At 63.5% G+C, this 21,786-nt stretch carries 15 protein-coding genes and 2 pseudogenes; 6 read left to right on the top strand and 11 right to left on the bottom strand.

The annotated features are described in order from the left end of the window. Positions 1–246 precede the first annotated feature (246 nt). From CWS35_RS23675 to CWS35_RS23645, 7 genes and pseudogenes are all read right to left on the bottom strand, one after another. Positions 247–1,743: a sensor domain-containing diguanylate cyclase gene (locus CWS35_RS23675; RefSeq protein ID WP_245438635.1), complete on the bottom strand. Its 1,497-nt coding sequence runs from the start codon at positions 1,741–1,743 to the stop codon at positions 247–249. 333 nt (positions 1,744–2,076) lie between these two features. Further along, a pseudogene (locus CWS35_RS40675) lies at positions 2,077–2,184 on the bottom strand (PEPxxWA-CTERM sorting domain-containing protein); the annotation flags it as partial. A gap of 675 nt (positions 2,185–2,859) precedes the next feature. After that, positions 2,860–2,976, bottom strand: a pseudogene (locus CWS35_RS40670) (PEPxxWA-CTERM sorting domain-containing protein); the annotation flags it as partial. Positions 2,977–3,690: 714 nt separating this feature from the next. After that, positions 3,691–4,602, bottom strand: a complete 912-nt coding sequence (locus CWS35_RS23660) for a hydroxymethylglutaryl-CoA lyase (protein WP_100954049.1) — start codon at positions 4,600–4,602, stop codon at positions 3,691–3,693. After that, positions 4,599–6,608 (bottom strand): acetyl/propionyl/methylcrotonyl-CoA carboxylase subunit alpha, encoded by a 2,010-nt coding sequence (locus tag CWS35_RS23655; protein WP_100954047.1) that lies wholly within the window; start codon positions 6,606–6,608, stop codon positions 4,599–4,601. Before CWS35_RS23655 ends, CWS35_RS23660 begins: the two co-directional genes overlap by 4 nt. Positions 6,609–6,623: 15 nt before the next feature. Further along, positions 6,624–8,228, bottom strand: a complete 1,605-nt coding sequence (locus tag CWS35_RS23650) for a carboxyl transferase domain-containing protein (protein ID WP_100954045.1) — start codon at positions 8,226–8,228, stop codon at positions 6,624–6,626. 83 nt (positions 8,229–8,311) lie between these two features. Next, complete coding sequence (locus tag CWS35_RS23645; RefSeq protein ID WP_100954043.1) at positions 8,312–9,484, bottom strand: isovaleryl-CoA dehydrogenase; 1,173 nt, start codon at positions 9,482–9,484, stop codon at positions 8,312–8,314. 192 nt (positions 9,485–9,676) lie between these two features. Here CWS35_RS23645 and CWS35_RS23640 point away from each other — a divergent pair, with 192 nt between their 5' ends. Together CWS35_RS23640 and CWS35_RS23635 are read left to right on the top strand one after the other, a co-directional pair. Further along, entirely contained in the window at positions 9,677–10,330 is a 654-nt protein-coding gene (locus CWS35_RS23640) for a TetR/AcrR family transcriptional regulator (protein ID WP_100954041.1), read from the top strand. Positions 10,331–10,332: 2 nt separating this feature from the next. After that, positions 10,333–10,827 (top strand): Lrp/AsnC family transcriptional regulator, encoded by a 495-nt coding sequence (locus CWS35_RS23635; protein WP_100954039.1) that lies wholly within the window; start codon positions 10,333–10,335, stop codon positions 10,825–10,827. A 9-nt stretch (positions 10,828–10,836) separates the two neighbouring features. Here the strand turns inward: CWS35_RS23635 and CWS35_RS23630 are convergent, their stop codons facing one another. After that, the gene (locus CWS35_RS23630; protein ID WP_024578340.1) at positions 10,837–11,142 is read right to left on the bottom strand and encodes an ETC complex I subunit; all 306 of its coding nucleotides are present in this window, start codon (positions 11,140–11,142) and stop codon (positions 10,837–10,839) included. Positions 11,143–11,414: 272 nt separating this feature from the next. Between CWS35_RS23630 and CWS35_RS23625 the strand changes: the two genes are divergently transcribed. Then, a complete protein-coding gene (locus CWS35_RS23625) occupies positions 11,415–12,581 on the top strand; it encodes an OpgC domain-containing protein (RefSeq protein WP_024578341.1) in 1,167 nt (388 codons plus the stop codon). A gap of 9 nt (positions 12,582–12,590) precedes the next feature. Here CWS35_RS23625 and CWS35_RS23620 read toward each other — a convergent pair whose 3' ends face one another. Beyond that, positions 12,591–13,481, bottom strand: coding sequence for a VOC family protein (locus CWS35_RS23620; RefSeq protein WP_024578342.1), 891 nt, complete (start codon positions 13,479–13,481; stop codon positions 12,591–12,593). Positions 13,482–14,334: 853 nt separating this feature from the next. On the opposite strand from CWS35_RS23620, the gene CWS35_RS23610 reads away from it, so the two are divergent. Continuing rightward, positions 14,335–16,587: a TOMM precursor leader peptide-binding protein gene (locus CWS35_RS23610; RefSeq protein WP_100954037.1), complete on the top strand. Its 2,253-nt coding sequence runs from the start codon at positions 14,335–14,337 to the stop codon at positions 16,585–16,587. 12 nt (positions 16,588–16,599) lie between these two features. Beyond that, on the top strand, positions 16,600–18,084 hold the full coding sequence (locus CWS35_RS23605) for a SagB family peptide dehydrogenase (RefSeq protein WP_024578344.1): 1,485 nt from the start codon (positions 16,600–16,602) through the stop codon (positions 18,082–18,084). Positions 18,085–18,101: 17 nt separating this feature from the next. On the opposite strand, the gene CWS35_RS23600 is transcribed toward CWS35_RS23605, so the two are convergent. Further along, on the bottom strand, positions 18,102–19,922 hold the full coding sequence (locus CWS35_RS23600) for a carbamoyltransferase C-terminal domain-containing protein (RefSeq protein WP_100954035.1): 1,821 nt from the start codon (positions 19,920–19,922) through the stop codon (positions 18,102–18,104). 366 nt (positions 19,923–20,288) lie between these two features. Here CWS35_RS23600 and CWS35_RS23595 point away from each other — a divergent pair, with 366 nt between their 5' ends. Next, positions 20,289–20,567 (top strand): hypothetical protein, encoded by a 279-nt coding sequence (locus tag CWS35_RS23595; protein WP_029878674.1) that lies wholly within the window; start codon positions 20,289–20,291, stop codon positions 20,565–20,567. 339 nt (positions 20,568–20,906) lie between these two features. Here CWS35_RS23595 and CWS35_RS23590 read toward each other — a convergent pair whose 3' ends face one another. Beyond that, a complete protein-coding gene (locus CWS35_RS23590) occupies positions 20,907–21,683 on the bottom strand; it encodes a cyclase family protein (RefSeq protein ID WP_100954033.1) in 777 nt (258 codons plus the stop codon). Positions 21,684–21,786: the final 103 nt, after the last annotated feature.

Here is a 21,786-nt window from a genome sequence, read left to right as displayed (position 1 = left end):
GCAACTGCCAACTGACTGCTTTTAGGGTTAAATGTTGGGATGATGTTGCGAAATCGCAACAATCGTGGCCTGCGCGCAACCATGTATTATCGGTCCTTATGGGAACCTGACGCGCGCCTGAACAGGGCCGCCTTAAAGCTGCTGCTTAATAACGGAACTCGCCTGAGTTGTGATTGAGTTCCCTGAAAAACAGAGGCCGGTCAGGTCGTCCCCCAGCAACACCGCCATCACTCCGAGGCGCAAGCCCTACTCCGCCGCCAGCTTTGGTGGCGCTGGAGGCATCCAGCATTGCGTGCGATTGCGGCCGCCTTCCTTGGCCTGATAGAGCGCGGCGTCGGCCGCCTTCATCAACGCATCGACCCCGGGCATGCTCGTGATGGCCTCGGCAACGCCGACGCTCACCGTCAGTTGCACCGGGCGACCCTCCGCGGTCAATGTCAGGCCCTCCACCCTCTTGCGAATGCGCTCCGCGACAGTTCGGGCGCGCGACAACGTCGTCTCCGGCAGCAGGACCGCGAACTCCTCGCCTCCAACACGGCCAACGATGTCCGACTTGCGCTTGCCGCGAACGCAGACGTCGGCGACCGCCCTGATCGCCTCGTCACCAACCGCATGACCGAACCGGTCATTGACGCTCTTGAAGTGATCGATATCGACCATCAGCACCGATAACGAACGATAGTAGCGCTGGAACCGGCTCCACTCGGCATCCGTCATCGTCAGGAACTGGCGGCGGTTGAACAGTCCGGTGAGCGGGTCCGTGGTCGCGAGCACCTCGAGCTGTCGTGCATTGCGGACGAGATCGGTGACGTCGACAAAGGTCAGCATCCGGCCGCCGTTTGCCATCGTCGAGCAATGCACCCTGATATTGCGGCCGTCCGGCGTCTGGACGTCGCGCTTGTGGTCGCCTGCCTTGATCTCCGCGATCCGCTTCGCCGGAAAGGCCTTGATCTGCTCCAGCGTCGCGTCCGCCGGGACCGCGCGGCGATTGCGCGTGAGCAGCGTGACGTAGGCCGGATGCCGCGCAACCTCCTCCTCGGTCACCTGCCAGAATTCCCGCATTCTCCGATTGAGGAAGATCGCATTGAGATCGCGGTCGAGCAGGACGACGCCGTCTTCGACGTTCTCGAGCGCACCGGTCAGCACCTTCAGCTTGTCCGACGCGCGCACGATGTCGGTCACCGGCGTGTAGCTGACCATCCGGCCGCCGTCGGGCAACGGCGTGCACTGACAGCGAACCACGTCGCCATTGCTGCGCCTGAGATCGATCGGGTGGACGTCCCCGACGCTGATGAGACGGACGCGCTCTGCAACATAGGCTTCGAGCTGCTCGGCCGGCAGCTCATAGGCCATCGTCTTGCAGCCGTGATGCATCAGATCGGTGAAGCTGGGATTGCGGTCGGCCACCGCGTCCGGAAGCGCCCACATGTTCCGGAACGCGCGGTTGATGAACAGGGCCTTCAGCTCCGTGTCCAGCAGCAGGATGCCGACCGGGATCTGATCGAGCGCCGCGCGCAGCGCCAACATGTGCCCGCGCAGAATATCGCCGCCGCGCCGTTCCAGAATGGCTGCCGAGGCGGAAGCGGCCGGCACCGGACCCGCAGCGTTCGTCCGCTGCTCCTCAAAGGCAAGGCCGAGCTGGCGGTCCGACTGCCACAGCCGTTTGCACGGCTTGACCTGATTGCTGCCGACGATCAGCAGCTGAACGTTGTCGGGAATGCCGATCGTGGTTTCGAGTTCCACGGTGGCTCCCGCATCGGTGAGCTGCCGGATTGTGCAATCAAAAGCGGAGCGACCGAAGTTGAAGACGATCTTTCCGGCCAAGAACGTTCGGCCGCGGGAAGCTGACACCTGTCCGGACATGGCAAGACCACCAGGAGCAATTGCGAGCCCCCTCACATCAGCACCTTTGAGTCACCAAGCCATGAACGGTTTCAGAGGATTTTTTCGGGAACTGCCAAAGGCCGCGCTGTGAAGACGGTTCCATCCGTCGAGCCCGGCGTTGTGGAGGGCCACACGTGAAAAGACCGCCCGAAGGCGGTCTCTGCGGAGCTCATCCCGAGGCGCGATCGAAGATCAGGCCGCAGCCGGCGCGTTGCGGCGACGATAGGCCATGAAGCCGACGGCCGCGAAGCCCAGGATCAGCATCGCCCAGGTGGACGGCTCGGGGACCGCCGGCGTAGCCGCAAGGGTCGCGGTCAGCACGCCGTTGCTGCCGTGGCCGGTGTGCATGTCGTAGTAGGAATACACCGCGGTCGTGAACAGGCTGACGTAGTTGTCGGTCGAGAACCCGCTCGACGTGATGTCGTAAAGGGCTCCGTTGAGAAACTGAACCGTGACAAGGGTGAACTTCGGAATACCGAACCCGAAGGTGTGGCCGTCGATCGTGAAGGTCAGCCCGGTGATATCAGCGGCAGCGATCGTATCGAGCCCGCTCGTCGCAACCGGCCGATCCAGGGTCAGCAAACCGGACCCGCTATAGGGAGAGCCATCGGTCGGAGTGAGAGACAGATTGTAAGTTACCACCATCGCATCAGCGCGCTGCGTAACGCCAGCGAAGGCGAGTACCATCAAAGCAAGCGCAATCAGTCTGGATTTGTTCATTGTTCTTATGCTCCCTGAAAAAATCACGATTAACTCGAATTCAAATGCTCGTCAAAAACGGAGCTCCACCAATTTGCTGCATAATGCTCGTTCAAAGGTATGACTCTGCCTCGCCGATAGCGACGAATTCTCACTCCGCGCACGCCATTCAAAAAGACGCCAGGCACGACGCTGATGACGCGTTTGTTTTGCACGTCACCACAAACAAAAAGACCGCCCGAAGGCGGTCTCTCTGTGGCTCGTTGACGCTGATGATCAGGCGGCGGGAAGCGAGGACGCCTGACTGCGCTTGCGATAAGCGAGGAAGCCCAGCCCGCAGAATCCGAGGATCATCATCGCCCAGGTCGAAGGCTCCGGCACGGCACCGACAGCGTGAAGGCTTGGAGCGCCCAATGAGTATTTGCCGCTCAGCGTATCGCTTCCGGCGACGTGCTTGATCTCGAAACTTCCATCATTGTCCCAGCCGTTATAGAGGGCGAGATACGCCGCTCCGGGCAGCAGGCCCGTCTGCGACTGGGTGACGGCGATCGACAGATGGCTGGAATCCGGATTCGAGGACTGCGGCCACACATGCGCGCCCTGCAGACCGCCAAAGGCGATGTTCGAATTCGTCAGCTCGAAATTCAGCGTTCCGAAGGTCGCGCTCAGGCTCGAGAAGATCGGGTTCGGCAGGCTGGTCCAGTTGATCGGACCGGTCGTCGGAAACGACGGCAAGTCCAACACCAGGACGCCGGTGCCGACAGAAGTTCCAGACCAATTGCTGAAGGTGACGCCGTAGTCGACCAAAACGGCCTTCGCCGGAACCGTCGAGGTGGCCGTAACAATCAATCCGAACGCGGCCGCCATTAAAGATTTAACCCGAAACATTTAACCCTCTGAGTATTTAAATTCCGCGCGCGATTTGGCAGAAAACCAAATGCCTGTCAAAGCGGCGGATGGTCTTTGCACAGCAGTGGTTACCGGCGAGGACGACGAAAGCGCAGTCATGCGTTGTTATGCCGCACGATCGGCCGGCAGCGCCGCGCGACGAGATCAACCGCGCTTCGAAGGATTGTTCGGTTTACCTTACCGGCGCTGCGATGCGCCTCACGCGCTCAGCCGCGCCCGCTTCGCATTCAGCGCAGAGGCAACGCGGCTGACCGCTGGGCGGCCGAGCAAGCCGGCCATCTCATTGGTCGCAGCGAGCAGCCAGTCCATATCCACGCCGGTCTCCACACCCATGCCTTCCAGCATGTAGACGACGTCTTCCGTTGCGACGTTGCCGGTGGCGCCGGGCGCATACGGACAACCACCGAGGCCGCCGGCAGCGGAATCGATGACGCGAACGCCCTGCTCCATGCCGGCATAGAGATTGGCAAGCGCCTGGCCGTAGGTATCGTGGAAGTGCATCGCAAGGTTGGCGACCGGAAGCTCGGCACCGACCGCCCGCAGCATCGCCTTGGCCTTGAGCGGCGTGCCGACGCCGATGGTGTCGCCGAGCGAGATTTCGTAGCAGCCGAGATCCCACAGGGTCACCGCGAGGTCGGCCACTGCCTTGGGCTTGATCTCGCCATCGAACGGGCAGCCGAGCACGCAGGAGATATAGCCGCGCACCTTGACGCCATCGGCCTTGGCACGCGCCAGCACCGGCCGGAAGCGTTCGATCGACTCCGCGATCGAGCAGTTGATATTGGCGCGTGAGAAGCCTTCCGATGCAGCCGCGAATACCGAGACTACTTGAGCACCAGCCGCACGCGCGGCGTCGTAGCCCTTCTCGTTCGGCACCAGCACGTGGAATTCGGCGTTCTTGATATGGCCGACGCCGCGCAGCACCTGGTCGGAGTTCGCCATCTGCGGGATCGCCTTCGGCGACACGAAGGCGCCGACCTCGACGGTGCCGAGCCCCGCCGCCACCAGCGCCTCGACGAAGGCGATGCGCGCTTCGACGCCGACTGGCGTCTTCTCGTTCTGGAGGCCATCGCGCGGCCCCATCTCGATGATCCTGACCTGATCGCTCATGACGCGGCCGCAGGCTCCACTTCCGCAAGCTCGACGCCCTCGCCGACGATGTCGCCGACCTTGCATTTGAGCTTCTTGAGCACACCCGCGTAGGGCGCGCGCAAGGTCTGCTCCATCTTCATCACTTCCAAGGTGAGGATCGGCGCGCCCTTCTCCAAGGTGGCGCCCTCCTCGGCCAGCAGCGCCACCACGGTGCCGGGCAAGGGAGCCACGATCTTGTCCTCGCCGACCTGCTCCTCGCTTTCGCCGCCGAACGGATCGACCCAGTGCAGGTCGAAGCGGCCATTGCGAGTGCGCAAATAAAGCTCGTGGCCCTCGATCACAGAAGCGATGCGCGACTTGACGCCGTTCAGCGTCAGGTCGAAGCCGTCGTCGTCGGACGACGAGATCGCGAAGGGAAGCTCGCGGCCGCCGATTGATAGTGTCGACGGTCCGCTGCCATAGTGCAACGTGATGGTCAGTGGTGGCTCGTGGCCCTGCCGGAGCGAAAACACCCGCTGGCGGCGGCCGACCGGCATCCAGCCAAACGCCTGCCACGGCGAACTGGCCTCACGCCGTGACGCCTTGCGCTCGTCGTCGACGATCGCGGCCACCGCCGCGCACAGCTCGAACTCGCCGGCAGCACCCTGCCCCGCCGTCAGGTTTTTCAGCTCGCGCTCGATGAAGCCGGTGTCGATCGCATTGGCCCTCGTCGCCGGATGCGTCACCAGCGCCGACAGGAATGGGATGTTGGTGACGATGCCGCGGACGTCGGTCTGTTCCAGTCCGCGATTGAGCTTCTCGATCGCGCCTTCGCGGGTCGGCGCCCAGGCGATCACCTTGGCGAGCATCGCGTCATAGTATGGCGAGACGCTATCGCCGCTGCGGTAGCCGGCGTCGATGCGCAGGCCATCGCCTTCCGGCGGCGTCCGCCAGGTCTTGATGCGGCCGACCGAAGGCATGAAGTTCTTCTGCGGATTCTCCGCATAGACGCGCGCCTCGATGGCATGCCCGTTCAGCTTGATCTCGTTCTGCTTCAGCGGGAGCGCCTCGCCGAACGCGACGCGGAGCTGCCATTCGACCAGATCGACGCCGGTGATCAGTTCGGTCACGGGATGCTCGACCTGCAAACGGGTGTTCATCTCGATGAAGAACACGTCCTTGCCGTCGGAGACGAACTCGATCGTGCCGGCGCCGACATAATTGACTGCGCCGGCGGCCTTGCGCGCGGCCTCGCAGACGGTGTCGCGCTGCGCGGCGTTCAGGGTCGGCGACGGCGCTTCCTCGATCACCTTCTGGTGGCGGCGTTGCAGCGTACATTCGCGCTCCCACAGCGACAGCAGATTGCCGTGGCTGTCGCCGATGATCTGCACCTCGATATGCCGCGGGTTCTGGACGTATTTCTCGATCAGCATGCGGTCGTCGCCGAACGCCGCCTTGGCCTCCCGCTTGGCGCTGGTGATCGCGGCCGACAGCTCCGCCGCCGCATTGACCACGCGCATGCCGCGGCCGCCGCCGCCGGCCGATGCCTTGACCAGCACCGGGAAGCCGATCCGGTTGGCGGCGTCCGCCAGGATCACCTCGTCCTGCGCCTCGCCGTGATAGCCGGGCACCAGCGGCACGCCGGCCTTCTCCATCAGTGCCTTCGAACCGGACTTCGAGCCCATCGCCGTCATCATCCCGGCGGTCGGGCCGACGAACACCAGACCTGCGTCGAGGCAGGCCTGCGCGAATTCGGCATTCTCGGAGAGGAAGCCGTAGCCGGGATGCACCGCTTCGGCGCCGGTCTCCTTTGCCGCTGCGATCACACGTTCGATATCAAGATAGCTGTCACGCGCCCGCGCGGGCCCGAGCAGCACGGCCTCGTCGGCGAGCGCGACATGCATGGCGTCGCGGTCAGCCTCGGAATAGACGGCGACGGTGCGCAGCCCCATGGCGCGCGCCGTGCGGATGACGCGGCAGGCGATCTCGCCACGGTTGGCGATCAGCAGCGTGCGGAAGCGCCGGTAGAGTTTTGAGCGGTCCATGATCAGATCCTTGGCTCACATCCTGAACAGGCCGAATTTGGTCGGCTCGATCGGCGCATTGGCGGCGGCCGACAATCCGAGCCCGAGCACCAGGCGGGTGTCGGCGGGATCGATCACGCCATCGTCCCACAGCCGCGCGGTGGCGTAATAGGGATTGCCCTGCTTCTCGTACTGGGCACGGATCGGTTCGCGGAACTTGTCTTCCTCTTCCGCCGACCAGCTCTCGCCCTTGGCCTCGATGCCGTCGCGCTTGACTTGGCTCAGCACCATTGAGGCCTGCTCGCCGCCCATCACCGAGATGCGGGCGTTCGGCCACAGCCAGAGGAAGCGCGGGCTGTAGGCGCGGCCGCACATGCCGTAATTGCCGGCGCCGTAGGAGCCGCCGATCACGACGGTGAATTTCGGCACGCCGGCGGTCGCGACCGCCGTCACCAGCTTGGCGCCATCGCGCGCGATGCCGCCTGCCTCGTATTTCTTGCCGACCATGAAGCCGGTGATGTTTTGCAGGAACACCAAGGGAATGCCGCGCTGGCAGCATAGCTCGATGAAATGTGCGCCCTTCAGCGAGCTCTCGCTGAACAGGATGCCGTTGTTGGCGATGATACCGACCGGATAGCCCCAGATATGGGCGAAGCCGCAGATCAGCGTGGTGCCGTAGAGTTTCTTGAACTCGTCGAATTCAGAGCCGTCGACGATCCGCGCGATGATGTCGTGCACATCAAACGGCTTGCGGCCGTCGGCGGAGACCACGCCGTAGATCTCCTCGGCAGGAAACAGCGGCTCCTGGACGGCGCGCATGTTGAGCGGTGCCTTCACCGGCTGCTTCAGCGTGCCGACGATGCGGCGTGCGATGCCGATCGCGTGGGCGTCATTCTGGGCGTAGTGGTCGGTCACGCCCGACTGACGGGAATGGACATCGGCGCCGCCGAGCTCTTCGGCGGTGACGACTTCGCCGGTTGCAGCCTTCACCAGCGGCGGACCGCCGAGGAAGATGGTGCCTTGATTGCGCACGATGATGCTCTCGTCCGACATCGCCGGCACGTAGGCGCCGCCCGCAGTGCACGAGCCCATCACGATCGCGATCTGCGGGATGCCCTGCGACGACATCTGGGCCTGGTTGTAGAAGATGCGGCCGAAATGCCGCTCGTCGGGAAAGATTTCGTCCTGCAACGGCAGGAAGGCACCACCGGAATCCACCATGTAGACGCAGGGCAGATTGTTCTGCCGCGCGATGTCCTGGGCGCGCAGGTGCTTCTTCACCGTCATCGGATAGTAGGTGCCGCCCTTGATGGTGGCATCGTTGGCGACGATGATGCATTCGCGGCCCGCGATGCGTCCGACGCCGGTGATGACGCTGGCCGAATGCACGTCACCGCCATAAAGGCCGTTGGCGGCGAGCGGCGACAATTCGAGGAAGGCGGTGCCCGGGTCGACCAGGAGATCGACGCGGTCGCGCGCCAGCATCTTGCCGCGCGAGGTGTGGCGCTTGCGCGAGGTCTCGCCCCCGCCGCCGGCCACCTGGTTGAGCTTGTCGCGGAGCTCCGCGACCAGGCCGCGCATTACCTCGGCGTTGTGGGCGAATTCGGAAGATGTCGGATCGATCGTCGAATGAAGCGGCATCGGTGTTGCACGTTTCGTTGGAGGAGCTGACAAGATCGGGGACGTCGAGCGAACGCGCCGCGGCGCGATCGCTGGCACGAAGCTCAGGCCGTCTTGGCGAACAGCTCGCGGCCGATCAGCATGCGGCGGATTTCGCTGGTGCCGGCGCCGATCTCGTAGAGTTTTGCGTCGCGCAGCAACCGGCCGGTCGGATACTCGTTGATGTAGCCGTTGCCACCGAGCAGCTGGATCGCATCCAGCGCGCATTGGGTGGCCTTCTCCGCGGCATAGAGGATCGCGCCGGCAGCGTCCTCGCGGGTGGTCTCGCCGCGGTCGCAGGCCTTCGCCACCGCGTAAACATAGGCCCGCGAGGCGTTCATCGTGGTGTACATGTCGGCGATCTTGCCCTGCACCAGCTGGAACGACCCGATCGGCTCGCCGAACTGCTTGCGCTCGTGCACGTAAGGCAGCACGACATCCATGCAGGCCTGCATGATGCCGATCGGCCCGGCCGCAAGCACCGCGCGCTCATAGTCGAGGCCAGACATCAGCACGTTGACGCCGCGGCCGACCTCGGAGAGCACGTTCTCCTCCGGCACCTCGCAATCCTCGAACACCAGTTCGCAGGTGTCGGAGCCGCGCATGCCGAGCTTGTCGAGCTTCTGCGCGGTGGAGAATCCCTTCATGCCCTTTTCGATGATGAAAGCAGTCATCCCGCGCGGGCCGGCATTGGGGTCGGTCTTGGCGTAGACCACCAGCGTCTCGGCGTGCGGACCGTTGGTGATCCACATCTTGTTGCCGTTGAGGATGTAGCGGTCGCCCTTCTTGTCAGCCCGGGTCTTCATCGAGACCACGTCCGAGCCGGCGCCGGGCTCCGACATCGCCAGCGACCCGACGTGCTCGCCGGAGATCAGCTTGGGCAGATATTTGCGCTTCTGCGCCTCGTTGCCGTTGCGGCGGATCTGGTTGACGCAAAGATTGGAATGCGCGCCATAGGCCAGCCCGACCGAGGCCGATGCCCGCGAAATCTCCTCGACCGCGATGCAATGCTCGAGATAGCCGAGGCCCGAGCCGCCATATTCCTCCTCGACCGTGATGCCATGCAGGCCGAGCGCCCCGATCTTGGGCCAGAGGTCGCGCGGAAAGGTGTTGGAGCGATCGATCTCGGCGGCGCGCGGCGCGATCTCGTTGGACGAGAAATCATGCACCGTCTCGCGGATCGCATCCGCGGTCTCGCCAAGGTCGAAATTGAAGATTGCCGCCCGGTTCGAGGCCATGATCCCTCCCATGAGATTCATCTTGCAATTAAACGATCATACGTTTTTTTCTTGGCTTCGCAAGCGACTGTGCTATGGTTTGCGCATGAAATCCGCATTTCATTGAATTTGCTGCGATTTCGTGCGATATAGATACGGTCGTTCGCTTGTTTCCTAGCTCTCCTGGCAAGCCAACACCCCTCCGAGGCCCCGATGGCACGCACGATCGGCTCACATGGCCCCACGACGCTGGAGGCGATCCGCAAGGCCGGTGTGCGCCTGATCTTCGAGCACGGCTACGAGGCGATGAGCCTGCGCCAGCTCGCCGCGGAAGTCGGCATCCAGGCAGGCTCACTCTACAACCATATCTCAACCAAGCAGGACCTGCTGTTCGATCTGGTGCAGGACCATATCAACGATTTGCTGCGCGAGTTGGACCTTGCGCTCGCCGGCAAGGCCGATCCGGTCGAGCGATTACGGGCCTTCGTCGCGTTCCACGTCACCTATCACATGACCCGCAAGCGCGAGGTGTTCATCGCCAATTCCGAACTGCGCAGCCTCGATGCCAAGAACTACGATGCCGTGGTGGCGCTGCGCGGCGCCTATGAGCAGCGGCTGGCGCAAATCCTTGCCGATGGGCTGGCGGACGGCGTGTTCGAGGTCGTCGACATCCAGGTCGCGACCTTCGCGATCATCGCGCTGCTGACCGGGCTGTGCACCTGGTACCGCCCCGGCGGCCGGCTGACCCGCGACGCCATCATCGCGGCGCATGAGAAGCTGGTGTTGTCGGGGGTCGCGCCCCGGGCCACGATCGGCGAGCTCCGCAGCGGCGGCAACAGCCCGCGGACCGCGATGGCCGGTTCGTGACTGTGACAGAACGCCCACAGCTCGATGACATCGACCTGCGGATCCTCACCGAATTGCAGTGCGACGGCCGGATCAGGATCAACGAGCTCGCGGAGCGGGTCGGCATCACGGCCCCGCCCTGTCTGCGCCGGGTCCGCGCGCTGCGCAGCCGCGGCGTGGTCCAGGCGATCCGCGCCACGCTCGACGAACGGCTGCTCGGCTATGAGGTGACGACCTTCGTGCTGATCCAGCTCGACAGCCAGAACCTGGTCGCGATCGAGGCGTTCGAAGCTGCGGTGGCGGCCGTGCCGCGCTTCCTACAATGCTGGCGGATCTCGGGCGATGCCGATTTCATGCTCCGCTGCGTCGCGCCCAGCGTCGACGACATGCGCCGGCAGTTGCTGCAATTCGCCGGGCTGCCCAATGTGCGCAAGATCAGGAGCTTTCCGGTACTCGGCGTCTCCAAGGATGCGCCGCTGCCGATCCCCGGCGCCCTCGCCCCAAGCCCCGCGAGCTAATCGTAGATCCTAGTGGGTCCAGGGCTCCCAGCGGCGGAAGGCGAAATTGTCGGCATAGGCGATCTGGCGGTGCGCCGAATCCTTCGGCTCGATCACCTGGTAGGCGATGCCCTTGCGCTCGCAATAGGCGACCGCCTCTTCCTTGGTGTCGAAATGCAGGGTGAGCTGCTGCTTCATGTCGGACGACGAGGTCCAGCCCATCAGGGGCTCCACCGTGCGCGGCTGCTCCGGCTCGTAATCCAGTTGCCACGCCTTGGTCTTGGCTCGTCCCGATTGCATCGCGTTTTTGGCGGGCTTAAAAATGCGTGCGGTCATGGATGGTCGGGCCCCGTAGGATATAGGACATGGAAGCGATTTGAAGGAGCCCGCCGGGATAGTATAGAGACACCGATCAACGATCTGATCGGTGATTCCTCGACCCCGGAGGTAGCCTTCGCCGGACCGGTATAGTCATTCTACCGCGCTGTGACAATCTGGCCTCGGGGCTTCCCTTTGGAGTGCCTTGGGGGAGAGCCTTGGACCCGGGCCAGATTGTTACAGCATGGTCTTCTCGACAGCATCACCTCGAAGAAGAAGCGGCGCGCCCCATGGAAATCCACGCTAGCCTGCCCGAAAAAGGACGTGACCTGCGGCTCGACCTGTTCCGCGGGATCGCAAACTGGGCGATCTATCTCGATCACATCCCCGACAACATCGTGAACTGGATCACGACGCGGAATTACGGCTTCAGCGACGCCGCTGACCTGTTCGTCTTCATCTCCGGCTACACCGCATCCTTTGTCTATGCCCGCATGATGCTGGAGCGCGGCTTCATCGTCGGCGCGACCCGGCTGACCAAGCGGGTCTGGCAGCTCTATGTCGCGCACATCATCCTGTTCGTGATCTACATCGCCGCGATCAGCTATCTCGCGCTGCGCTTCGGCGACTCCGAGATGATCAACGAGTTCAATGTCGCCGGCCTCGTCGACAACGCCACCGAGACGCTGCGCCAAGGCCTGTTCCTGAAATTCAAACCGGTCAATCTCGACGTGCTGCCGCTCTATATCGTGCTGATGGGCCTGTTTCCGCCGGTGCTGTGGTTCATGCTGCGGCAGCCGAACTGGACCATGGCGGCCTCGATCGCGCTGTGGCTGGTGTCGCGGCAGATGGGCTGGAATCTGCCGGCCTATCCGGCCGGGACCTGGTACTTCAATCCGTTCGCCTGGCAGGTGCTGTTCGTGTTCGGCTCGTGGTGCGCGATGGGCGGTGCGCGCAAGAACATGCACATCATCAATTCGCGCTACACGCTGTGGTTCTGCATCGCGTATCTGATCTTCGCGCTGGTCATGACGATGGCCGGACGCTTTCCGGAGTTTGGCGCCCAGTTCCCGGACTGGCTCTATTCGATGTTCAATCCGAACGACAAGACCAACCTTGCGCCCTACCGCTTCCTGCACTTCGTGGTGATCACGGTGCTGGTGATCCGCTTCATCCCGAAGGACTGGTCGGCACTGGAGTGGAAGGTATTCGATCCCCTGATCGTCTGCGGCCAGCAATCGCTCGCGGTGTTTTGCGTCGGCGTGTTTCTGTCCTTTGTCGGACATTTCGAACTGTCGATGAGCTCGGGCTCGCTGTTCGCACAGATCTTCGTCAGCATCTCCGGCATCGCGATCATGACGATCGTGGCCTATTACATCTCGTGGTCGAAGCGGCAGGATAAGCCGGTCAAGCCGCCGGCACCGAAGCCCGCGGCGCCGGCCGCCAAGGCCGGGTGACGCTGTTCGTCACTTCCGAGGCGTCCGACGCTTGCCGGTCGGCGGGTCGCTCCGCCATCGGCCTTTTGACGAGATGCCGTCCCAACTGGTGGTCCAGCGATATTCGGCAGGACCAGCTTTCGCGATGCCGTCCTCGCTGCGCGCGCCCTGAAGGGCGAAGGTAGCGCCCTGCGGGTCGAGGCAACGGACGATCCAGCTGCCGTCAGGCAGCTCAAGCGGCCCTTCGTAGACCCGTCCGCCACCGCTGTTCACGCGCGCCATCGCCGCGTCGATGTCGTCGACGTTGAAATAATAGAGCCAGAACGGAATCGGTTCGAGCGGACGCTTGTTGAAGATGCCGCCGGCCATCCGTCCGCCGGCTGCGAACAACTGATAAGGCTCGGCGGAAGCGACCTCGGCTTCAGCCTGCTGCCAGCCGAAAACGTCTACGTAGAAGGCGAACGCCTTGCGCCAGTCGGCAGCCAGCAGTTCGTGCCAGCCCACGCGCGAAGGCGCGTCGAGATCGGCCACGACAGGCGCGGCAATCTTCAAATCGCTCACCAGTCCAAAGGTTGCGCGCTGCGGGTCAGCGACGATCGCGATGCGGCCAATGTTGGTGCTGGTCGGCGGGACGTAGACGGCACCACCAAGTTCTCGAATCCGGGTCGCAGTCGCGTCGATATCGCCGACACCGACATAGCCGACCCACCGCGGCATCGCACCCTGCCGCCTGCCCTCTTCAGGCAGCTCCATCAATCCGCTTCGCGGGACATCGCCAGAGATGAACAAATTGTAAGAAAGCTCGGCAGTCGAAACGTCTCTGGTGCGCCAGCCGAGGACGCTGCCGTAGAAGGTGCTCGCACCCGCAGCGTCAGTGGTCAGCAGCTCGTACCAGACAAAACTCGCCGCATCATCCGCCATGGTGATTCCTCTGGTGCCCCCTCGGCCCGGCTTCAGAGTAATCGCAGCGCAGCATGGATCGTCTCGCGGTCCGCAAACTGTCGTTAACGATGTGGGCCGTGTGACGGCAACGGCGTCGGATCACGTTCATCAAGATGAAATTGCAACGGAATGCGCGTTGAAGCGTTGTGCGAGTGCGCCGCGCGTCTTGCATGGTCAGATCGTCGAGCGTACAAATGCGTGGGGTGGATTTGAGAACCAGTTTCGTCAGGAATGGAGGATGCGACTATGCCACGGGTGAAGCAAGCCCCGACGCGGAAGCGCGTAACCAAGGCCGCGGTGCCCGCGTTGGGTGCTGCCGGATTGACTCTCTCACTGGTGGGTAGTGCGTCCGCTTCGGCAGTGCCCGCGACCGACGCGCCAAAGACTACGAACTACACTCCGACCCATGCCATCACGCTCGGCGAAGAAGAAATCGCTGACGTCAGCCTTGCGACCTTCCACCTGTTCGACAAGGAAGACGCCGGAGCCGGCGTTCAGGTCGCGTGGCGTGGATGCGGAGGCTGCCGCGGTTGTCGTGGCTGCCGCGGATGTCGCGGTTGCCGATGCGGCGGCTGTGGTGGATGCGGTGGCGGCTGCTGCATTTCGTGGGGCGCCTGCCGCCTCTGCTGAGCCGGATAGCATTGCGTTGCCAAACATCAATCGTCATGGCCGGGTTCGACGCAGGTCGACCCGGCCATTTCATGTTGCCCCTGCCGATGTTGCCCTTGTGCCATTGCGCGGCACGGCTCGTGCGGCAACACCGGAATGCTGAGGCCTCCGGCCTCCTCCCGCCCCGAGAGACCAGCCAACACGGCTGCATAGGAACGATTCCTTGCCCAGAAAATCCATTGCGCAGGCCGACAAAGAGACGCTGCAATTCGCACCGAATTTCACGGCCTATGTGCTGCCTCCGGACATCGTCTGTCTGTATTCCGAAGACCGCAAATTCTTTCTTCACGGCGAACTCTATTGCGCGCTGGCGGCGGCGATCGGCACCAAGGGAAAATCCCGCGTCAGTCTCCTCGACGAACGCGGACGAAAATTTCCACCGGACAAGATCGATGAAGCGATCAAGCGCCTGCTCGATCGGCGCTATGTGATCTTGGCATCGCCAACTCCCCACAACGCCGTGGACGGGCTTTGGGCGAGCCTCGGCCTGCCCGGCCCGGTCGCTCGGCAAAACCTGCAAGACTGCCGCGTGCGGGTCGAGGCGATCGACGTCAAGGGCGCGGCTGAATTGAGCGAGGCGTTGCGGGACCTCGGTGTCCGCGTCGTCAAGGCATCGCCCGATCTCACGGTCACCCTGGTCAACGATTATCTCGATCGGCGGCTGGCGGAGCGCAATCTGGAGCGCGTGTCCGGCAAGTCTCCCTGGCTGCTGGTGCAGCCCTCCGGCGTGTTTCCGCTGGTCGGTCCGGTCTTCAATCCGGGCGAGAGTGCGTGCTGGACCTGCCTGTTCGATCGGATGATCCGCAACCGCGAGATCAAGGGTTTCCTCGATCGCAACGGGGCACGCCCGGTTGCGGTCTCTGCCCTCGCGCAGCACACGATCGGGCAAAGCGCCGTTCAGTTTGCGGCGGTCGAGATCGCCAAGGCGATTGGCAGCGGCTTCCGCACCGATCTGCGCAATCACATCATGAGCCTGGACCTGCTCGGTTCGACCATCGCCAGGCACTATGTGGCTGCCCGCCCGCAATGCCCGACTTGCGGCAACAAGAAACTGCAAAATCCGCGACGAGCGCCGCAGCCGATCGAACTGGGCCCGGGCGCCACGCTGGTCATGACCAGCGGCGGCTATCGCACGGTGTCGTCGCGCACCACGTTGGCGCGGTTCAAGAAGCATGTCAGCCCGCTCACCGGCGTCGTGACACGGCTGGAGCGGATCGAAGTCGATCTGCCGATGAACACCAGTTTTTACGCCCAGCACAATTTCTCCGCGCCGGCGCAGACTCTCGACCAACTCCGATCCGGGCTCAGCGGCGGCAGTTTCGGCAAGGGCAGCACCGCCGAGCAAGGCGAAGCCAGCGCGCTGATGGAAGCGATCGAACGCTACTCGGGAATTTTTCAGGGCGACGAGATCCGGACAAAAAAGCGCTTCACCGACTTCGCGCCGGGCGATGCCATCCGTCCCAATGACGTTCTGCTGTTCAGCGAGGAGCAGTATCGGACCCGAGCGGTTCACAACCATGACGATTCCCATCACACCCAGCCGGCGCCCGATCCGTTCGATCCGTCCGAGCGGATCGAGTGGTCGCCGGTCTGGTCGCTGCGCGACCAGCGCTTCCGGCACGTTCCGACCAGCCTGCTGTATTTCTTCTATGACGGGCCGGCTGCCTTCGCCGCCGATTCCAACGGCTGCGCTGCCGGCAATACCCGCGAGGAAGCGATCGTCCAGGGCTTCCTCGAACTGATGGAGCGCGATGCCTACGCGATCTGGTGGTACAACCGATCGCAGCGGGCGGAGATCGATCTCAACAGCTTCGAAGATTCCTATGTCCGCGATCTCAAGGCGCAACTCGAGGAATCCGGCCGCAAGCTATGGGTGCTCGACATCACCAGCGATCTCGGCATCCCGACCTATGTCGCTATCGTGCACTGGATGCAGAACGGCCAGGAAAACATCGAGTTCGGGTCCGGCTCGCACTTCGATCCGCGCATCGCTTTGCTGCGGTCGTTGACGGAGCTGAACCAGTTCCTCTCCATCGGGCTGATGGGTGGCGGCAGCGGCGAGAAACCGAGCCTCGACGGCATCAATCCGCTGCGGATCGCGGACTATCCGTTCCTGCTGCCGAGCTCGAATCCGGTTCTCCCCCCAGCGACCGCTTCGCGCGTACCGCTCGACAACACCCGTGCGCAGGTGGACGCCTGCGTCGACATCGCCGCGCGCGCCGGGATGGATTTCCTCGTTCTCGACCAGACCCGGCCGGACGTCGAGGTTGCCGTGGTCCGGGTGATCGTGCCCGGCATGCGCCATTTCTATCGCCGCTTCGGACCCGGGCGGCTCTATGATGTCCCGGTCAGGCTCGGACTGCGCGATCGGCCTTCCCTGGAAAGCGAGCTGACGCCGTTCCTTCCGCATACCTGAGGTGATGCCGGCGTGCGCACGCCCAAACGCACATCCAAGACCACCCCGAAGCAGGCGGGATCGCCAAGCGCAGCGCCGCCGACGCTGCTGGCTCGGCTGAATGCGCGCGTCGCGCTGGACACCCAGACCGACGGCCGCATCGCGGCGCATGTCGATGGCTATTCGGAGCCGCTCGGAACATTCAGCACCGCGGTCGCGGAGCGCGCGCGCGGCCTGCGGGACGGCTTGCCTCTGCCGTCGGCTGCGCCCGAGGGCGATGCCACGGCGCGCGACATCGAGCGCCTGATCCGACAATTGGCGCTGCGCGGCCTGCTGGAGTACCGCCTGCCGGGCGCGCGCGCGACCGAGGACCTGGTGGTGATCGAACCGCAGCTTCCCGGCTATTGGCCGCGGATGCCGACACTCTCGGATGCGACGACAATCGTATTGTCGCGCTTCGCCTATCTGCGGCGGCGCGGCACGGAGATGGTGCTGGAATCGCCGCGCGCCGGGGCGCTGTTCAAAATCTGCGATCCCCGGATCGCAACCCTGCTCGCGATCCTCGCCGTTCCACAGACGATCAGCCAAATCCGGCGTCGGCAGGACTATCCGGGCCCGGCAATCCTCGCGCTGCTGCTGGATTGCGAAATCCTCGTCAGCGTCGACCCGGCAAAGCGCGATGCTCTCCGGCGGGCCGAAGGCGACGACGATCTTGTGCTGTGGGATTTTCACGACCTGCTGTTTCATGCGCGCAGCACGGAAGGCCGCCAGGCCAATCCGCTGGGCGGCCTCTACCCGCACACCGGCCTGATCGCGCCATTGCCGGCGGTGCGGCCCGCCTGGCCCGGACGGATCGTCAAGCTGCCCGAAGTCGACGGGTCCCCCTCGCCGTTCGAAGAGCTGCTGCACGCAAGGCATTCCACGCGCGACTTCGATGAACGGAAGCCGATCACGCTCGTGGAGCTGTCCAGGTTGCTGCGCAGCGTTGCGGGCGTCCGCTCGAAATGGAGCAGCAAGCTCGAGTTCGCCGACGATGGTCCCGACATCGAATACACCGGCAGACCCTATCCCGGGGCGGGCAGCGCATATGAGCTTGAACTCTATCTGACCGTTGCGAGCTGCGATGGCCTGGCGCGGGGCTTCTATCACTACGACGCCGCTGCGCACGTGCTGGCAGCGATCGACGCCCATCCACAACACATCGAGGCCGTGTTGCAAAGCGCCGAATTTGCCATGGATGCGTCCGCGCCTCCGCAGATCCTGATCACGATCGCCGCGCGCTTCGGCCGGATCTCCTGGAAGTACAGCGCGATCGCCTATGCGCTGATCCTGAAGGATGTCGGCGTCCTGACCCAGACGCTGTACATGATGGCGACGGATCTCGGTCTCGGCGGCTGCGCGATCGGCACCACCAATATCGATTTGTTCGCCAAGATGACCGGACTCGACTTTCACGTCGAGGGACCGGTCGGTCAATTCGCGCTGGGACGCGGCATGGCAGCGCCCGCCTCCGGCTAGCGCGACGCCAGGCGTGATCAGCCGCCGCCGCGACTGCCGTCCTGCGTCGTCGAGGACACGATGGTGGCGACGTCGCCGAACGTGGTCATCACAGGTGTGACGACCTTGTGCATGGTGGTCTTCGATACCAGCGTGTCGTGCAGCACGAGGTGGTCGATCCCGGTGGTCAGGAAGCAGCTCACCGCGTCCTGCGGCGTCTCGATGATCGGCTCGCCCTTGACGTTGAACGAGGTGTTGATCAGCACCGGCACGCCGGTCAGCGCATCGAACGCCTTGAGCAGGCGATAGAGCATCGGGTTGGTTTCCTCCCGCACGCTCTGCACCCGCGCCGAGCCGTCGACATGCACGATCGCCGGGATCTTGTCGCGCCATTCCGGCCGGACCGGCTTGGCGATCAGCATGTAGGGCGAGTCCTCCTCGCCCTCGAAGATGTCCCGCATGCGCTCCGCCAATACGATCGGCGCGAACGGCCGGAACGCCTGGCGATGCTTGACCCGGCTGTTGAGGATGTCCTTCATCTCGGCCTTGCGCGGATCGGCGATCAGGCTGCGGTTGCCGAGCGCGCGCGGACCGAACTCCGACGGCCCCTGAAACCAGCCGATCACCCGCTGGTCGGCGAGCAGTTTTGCCGTGTCCCGGCAGATGTCGTCGCTGCGCCTGACGTCGACCTGGATGCGCACCAGAAAATTTTGCAGCGCGGCTGCGACCTCGGCATCGCTGTAGCGCCGGCCGACATAGGCGTGCTCCATCACGAACGAGCGGCGCTGCTTCAGCACCTCGAGCCAGCCGTAATAGGCGCAGCCGATCGCGATGCCGTCGTCGCCGGCGGCGGGCTGGATCCAGACGTTCTCGAAACCGGCCTCGCGCGCGATGCGCCCGTTGGCCACGCAGTTCAGCGCGACGCCGCCGGCGACGCACAGGTTCTTCGCACTGGTGGTCTCGCGCAGCCAGCGCGCACGCGCCAGCAGCACATTCTCGGTGTCGTCCTGCACCCGCCAGGCGATATCCTGCCAATGCTGCATGGTCGGGCTCTTGTCCCAGCTGCCGCCGTCGAGCACGAAAGGCTGCTGGTTGTCGCTGCCCCAGAACGGTACGTGCAGCTCGCCGTCTTTCATCTCGAGCAGACTGCCGACTTGCCCATGGCGGCCATAGGGTGCGAGCCCCATCAGCTCGCCGCACTTGTTCCAGTCGCCGAACACATAGGTCGAAACCCGGCTGTAGAGCGCCCCCAGCCCCGGCATGTTGTAGAACTCGTCCGACAACAGCCCGCGCGCCGGCTCCATGTAGACCTTCTTCAGGCATTCGAGCCTGGTGTCCTCGAACCTGTAGTAGCTCTCGGATTCGCGGGCCAGCGGCGAGGCCCCGTCCTGCGGATGGGACTCCATTGCGTCAGCCTGATAGTTGCCGACACCGTCGACGATCATCACGACGCCGTCCTTGAACGGTGACACCGCGAACGCGCTGTAGGCATGCGCGAGGTGATGCGAGATCGACACCACCTTATCGGATTTGGAACGAAACAACGGGTGCTTGATTGCCTCGTTGCGCTCGGCGATCGGCAGGAAGCCCGGCATGTCCTGATGGAGCATCCGTTCCTCCATCTCGGGCACCGGCAGGATGTAGCTGTTGCGCACCACGAGATCGACGTCGTCGAGCGTAATGCCCTCGGCGGACAGGCAGTAGTCGACGACCTCCTTGTAGAAGCCCGAGGCGTGCTTCTCGCGGGTGATGCGCTCCTTGGAGATCGCGTAGGCGATCGCGCCGTCGCGCAGCAGGCAGGCGCTGACGTCATGGTCGTAGACGTTGAGACCAAGGACGTAGATGTGTTGTTTCGGCATAGGCACTCTTCAGGAAGGATTCTCGGAATGCTCAGAGAACATGATCGTGTCGACTTCAAGTTCTCGACAGCATTTCAGCAGGTCTGGCATCTCTGCATCCGCGACGCACAAGTCAAATCGATGCAACACACGATGAACAGAATGAACCTCGGATGAACGGCAAGATGAACGCAGCAACCACCTCATTTCATGCATGCATGACCACAACTTGACCTTACTTTTTGGCCTCAATAGAGTCGCTAAAGCTCGCAAGAACCTTAGTGAAAATATTGTACTCGCATGCTCGAACCGATCGTCGGTGTTGCGCGTCAAAGCACGATAGCCAGCATTGGTTCAGATGTTTGGAAGTGACTGGAGATCTCTGGAATGACTAAACGCTACAATATCCTGACTCGTTGCCTCGCAGCGGTCGCTTTGTTGTTCGTCTATGTCGCAAGCACCTCGGCCATCCTGGTCGGCGCGACCACATCGTCGGCGCAAGCGCAATGGCGCGGACGTGGCTATGGCTATCGCGGCGGCTGGGGTCGTGGCGGCGGTTGGGGTCGTGGCCGTGGTTGGGGCTATGGCCGCGGCTACGGCTACGGCGGATATGTCGGTCCCCGTTGCTGGTGGACCCCGCGCGGTGTTCGCGTTTGCCGCTGGTAACAACCGTCCGGACACACAAGCGATAGTGAAGACAACGATCAGGTGCGTCGGTCCCGGCGCACCTGATTTTCTTTTGCGGCCTCGCCTGACTGCGGCACGCAAGAAAGAGCCCCGGAAGGGGCCGGGGCTCTAGTCAGGGAGAGAACGCGTCAGAAATCGGGATGCGAAGGCGAGCCATCGGCCCGATCAGCCAATGCATCTAGTACGTGTATAAGAGCAGATTCGTCTGCCTCAGGCTGTAGCCATGTTGCAACAATCATCTGGAATGATCAGCGTGTGCACGGGTTCCCGAGCCTTGGCCAAGAGCCCAGCCCACCGACGAGACACCAAGCGAGATTTCTAGCCGTCGAGGATTGCGACCGCCCTCGTCCACCCCGCCGACGCGCGCTCGATCTTCACCGGAAAGCACGACACCATGAACCCGCTTGACGGCAGTTGCTCGAGATTGTGCAGCTTCTCGATGTGGCAGTAGCCGATATGGCGACCCGCCTTGTGGCCTTCCCAGATCAGGCTGGCGTCTTTTGTCTCGGCATATTTCTTGGCGGTGAAGACGAACGGCGCGTCCCAGCTCCAGCCGTCGATGCCGGTCAGCCGCACGCCGCGCTCGAGCAGATACATCGTCGCCTCGTAGCCCATGCCGCAACCGGAATTGACGTAGTCGGGCTGGCCATACTTCGCGCCGGCGCTGGTGTTGACGACGATGATCTCGAGCGGCGACAGTGTATGCCCAATGCGCTTCAGCTCGGCCTCGACATCGCCGGCTGTCGCGACGTAGCCGTCGGGCAGATGGCGGAAGTCCAGCTTCACACCGGGCTGGAAGCACCATTCCAGCGGCACCTCGTCGATGGTCCATGACCGCTCGCCGCGATTCATGGTCGGATGGAAATGCCAGGGCGCATCGAGATGCGTGCCGTTGTGGGTGGAGAGCGAGACCTGTTCGACGGCCCAGCCCTGCCCGTCCGGCAGATCCGCAGCCTTCAATCCGTCGAAGAACTGCAACATGCGCGGCAGCCCCTGCTGATGATCGATATACTGAATGGTCGGGTGGTTGCCGGGCGGGTCGGCCGGAACGTCATTCTGCAGGGGAACGGAGATATCGATCAGTCTACGTGCCATGGCCGGTCCTCTCTCTGATTGTTCTTGTCGGTTCGGATGACGATGCCGATCGTAGCCCATCACCCGGCATCCCCTGGCGATAGTGTACACACATCTGGCAAGC

Origin of the sequence: Bradyrhizobium sp. SK17 (assembly GCF_002831585.1) — a bacterium.
In the GTDB taxonomy this organism is placed as follows: Bacteria; Pseudomonadota; Alphaproteobacteria; order Rhizobiales; family Xanthobacteraceae; genus Bradyrhizobium.
This window is presented reverse-complemented; position numbering and strand designations above follow the sequence as displayed.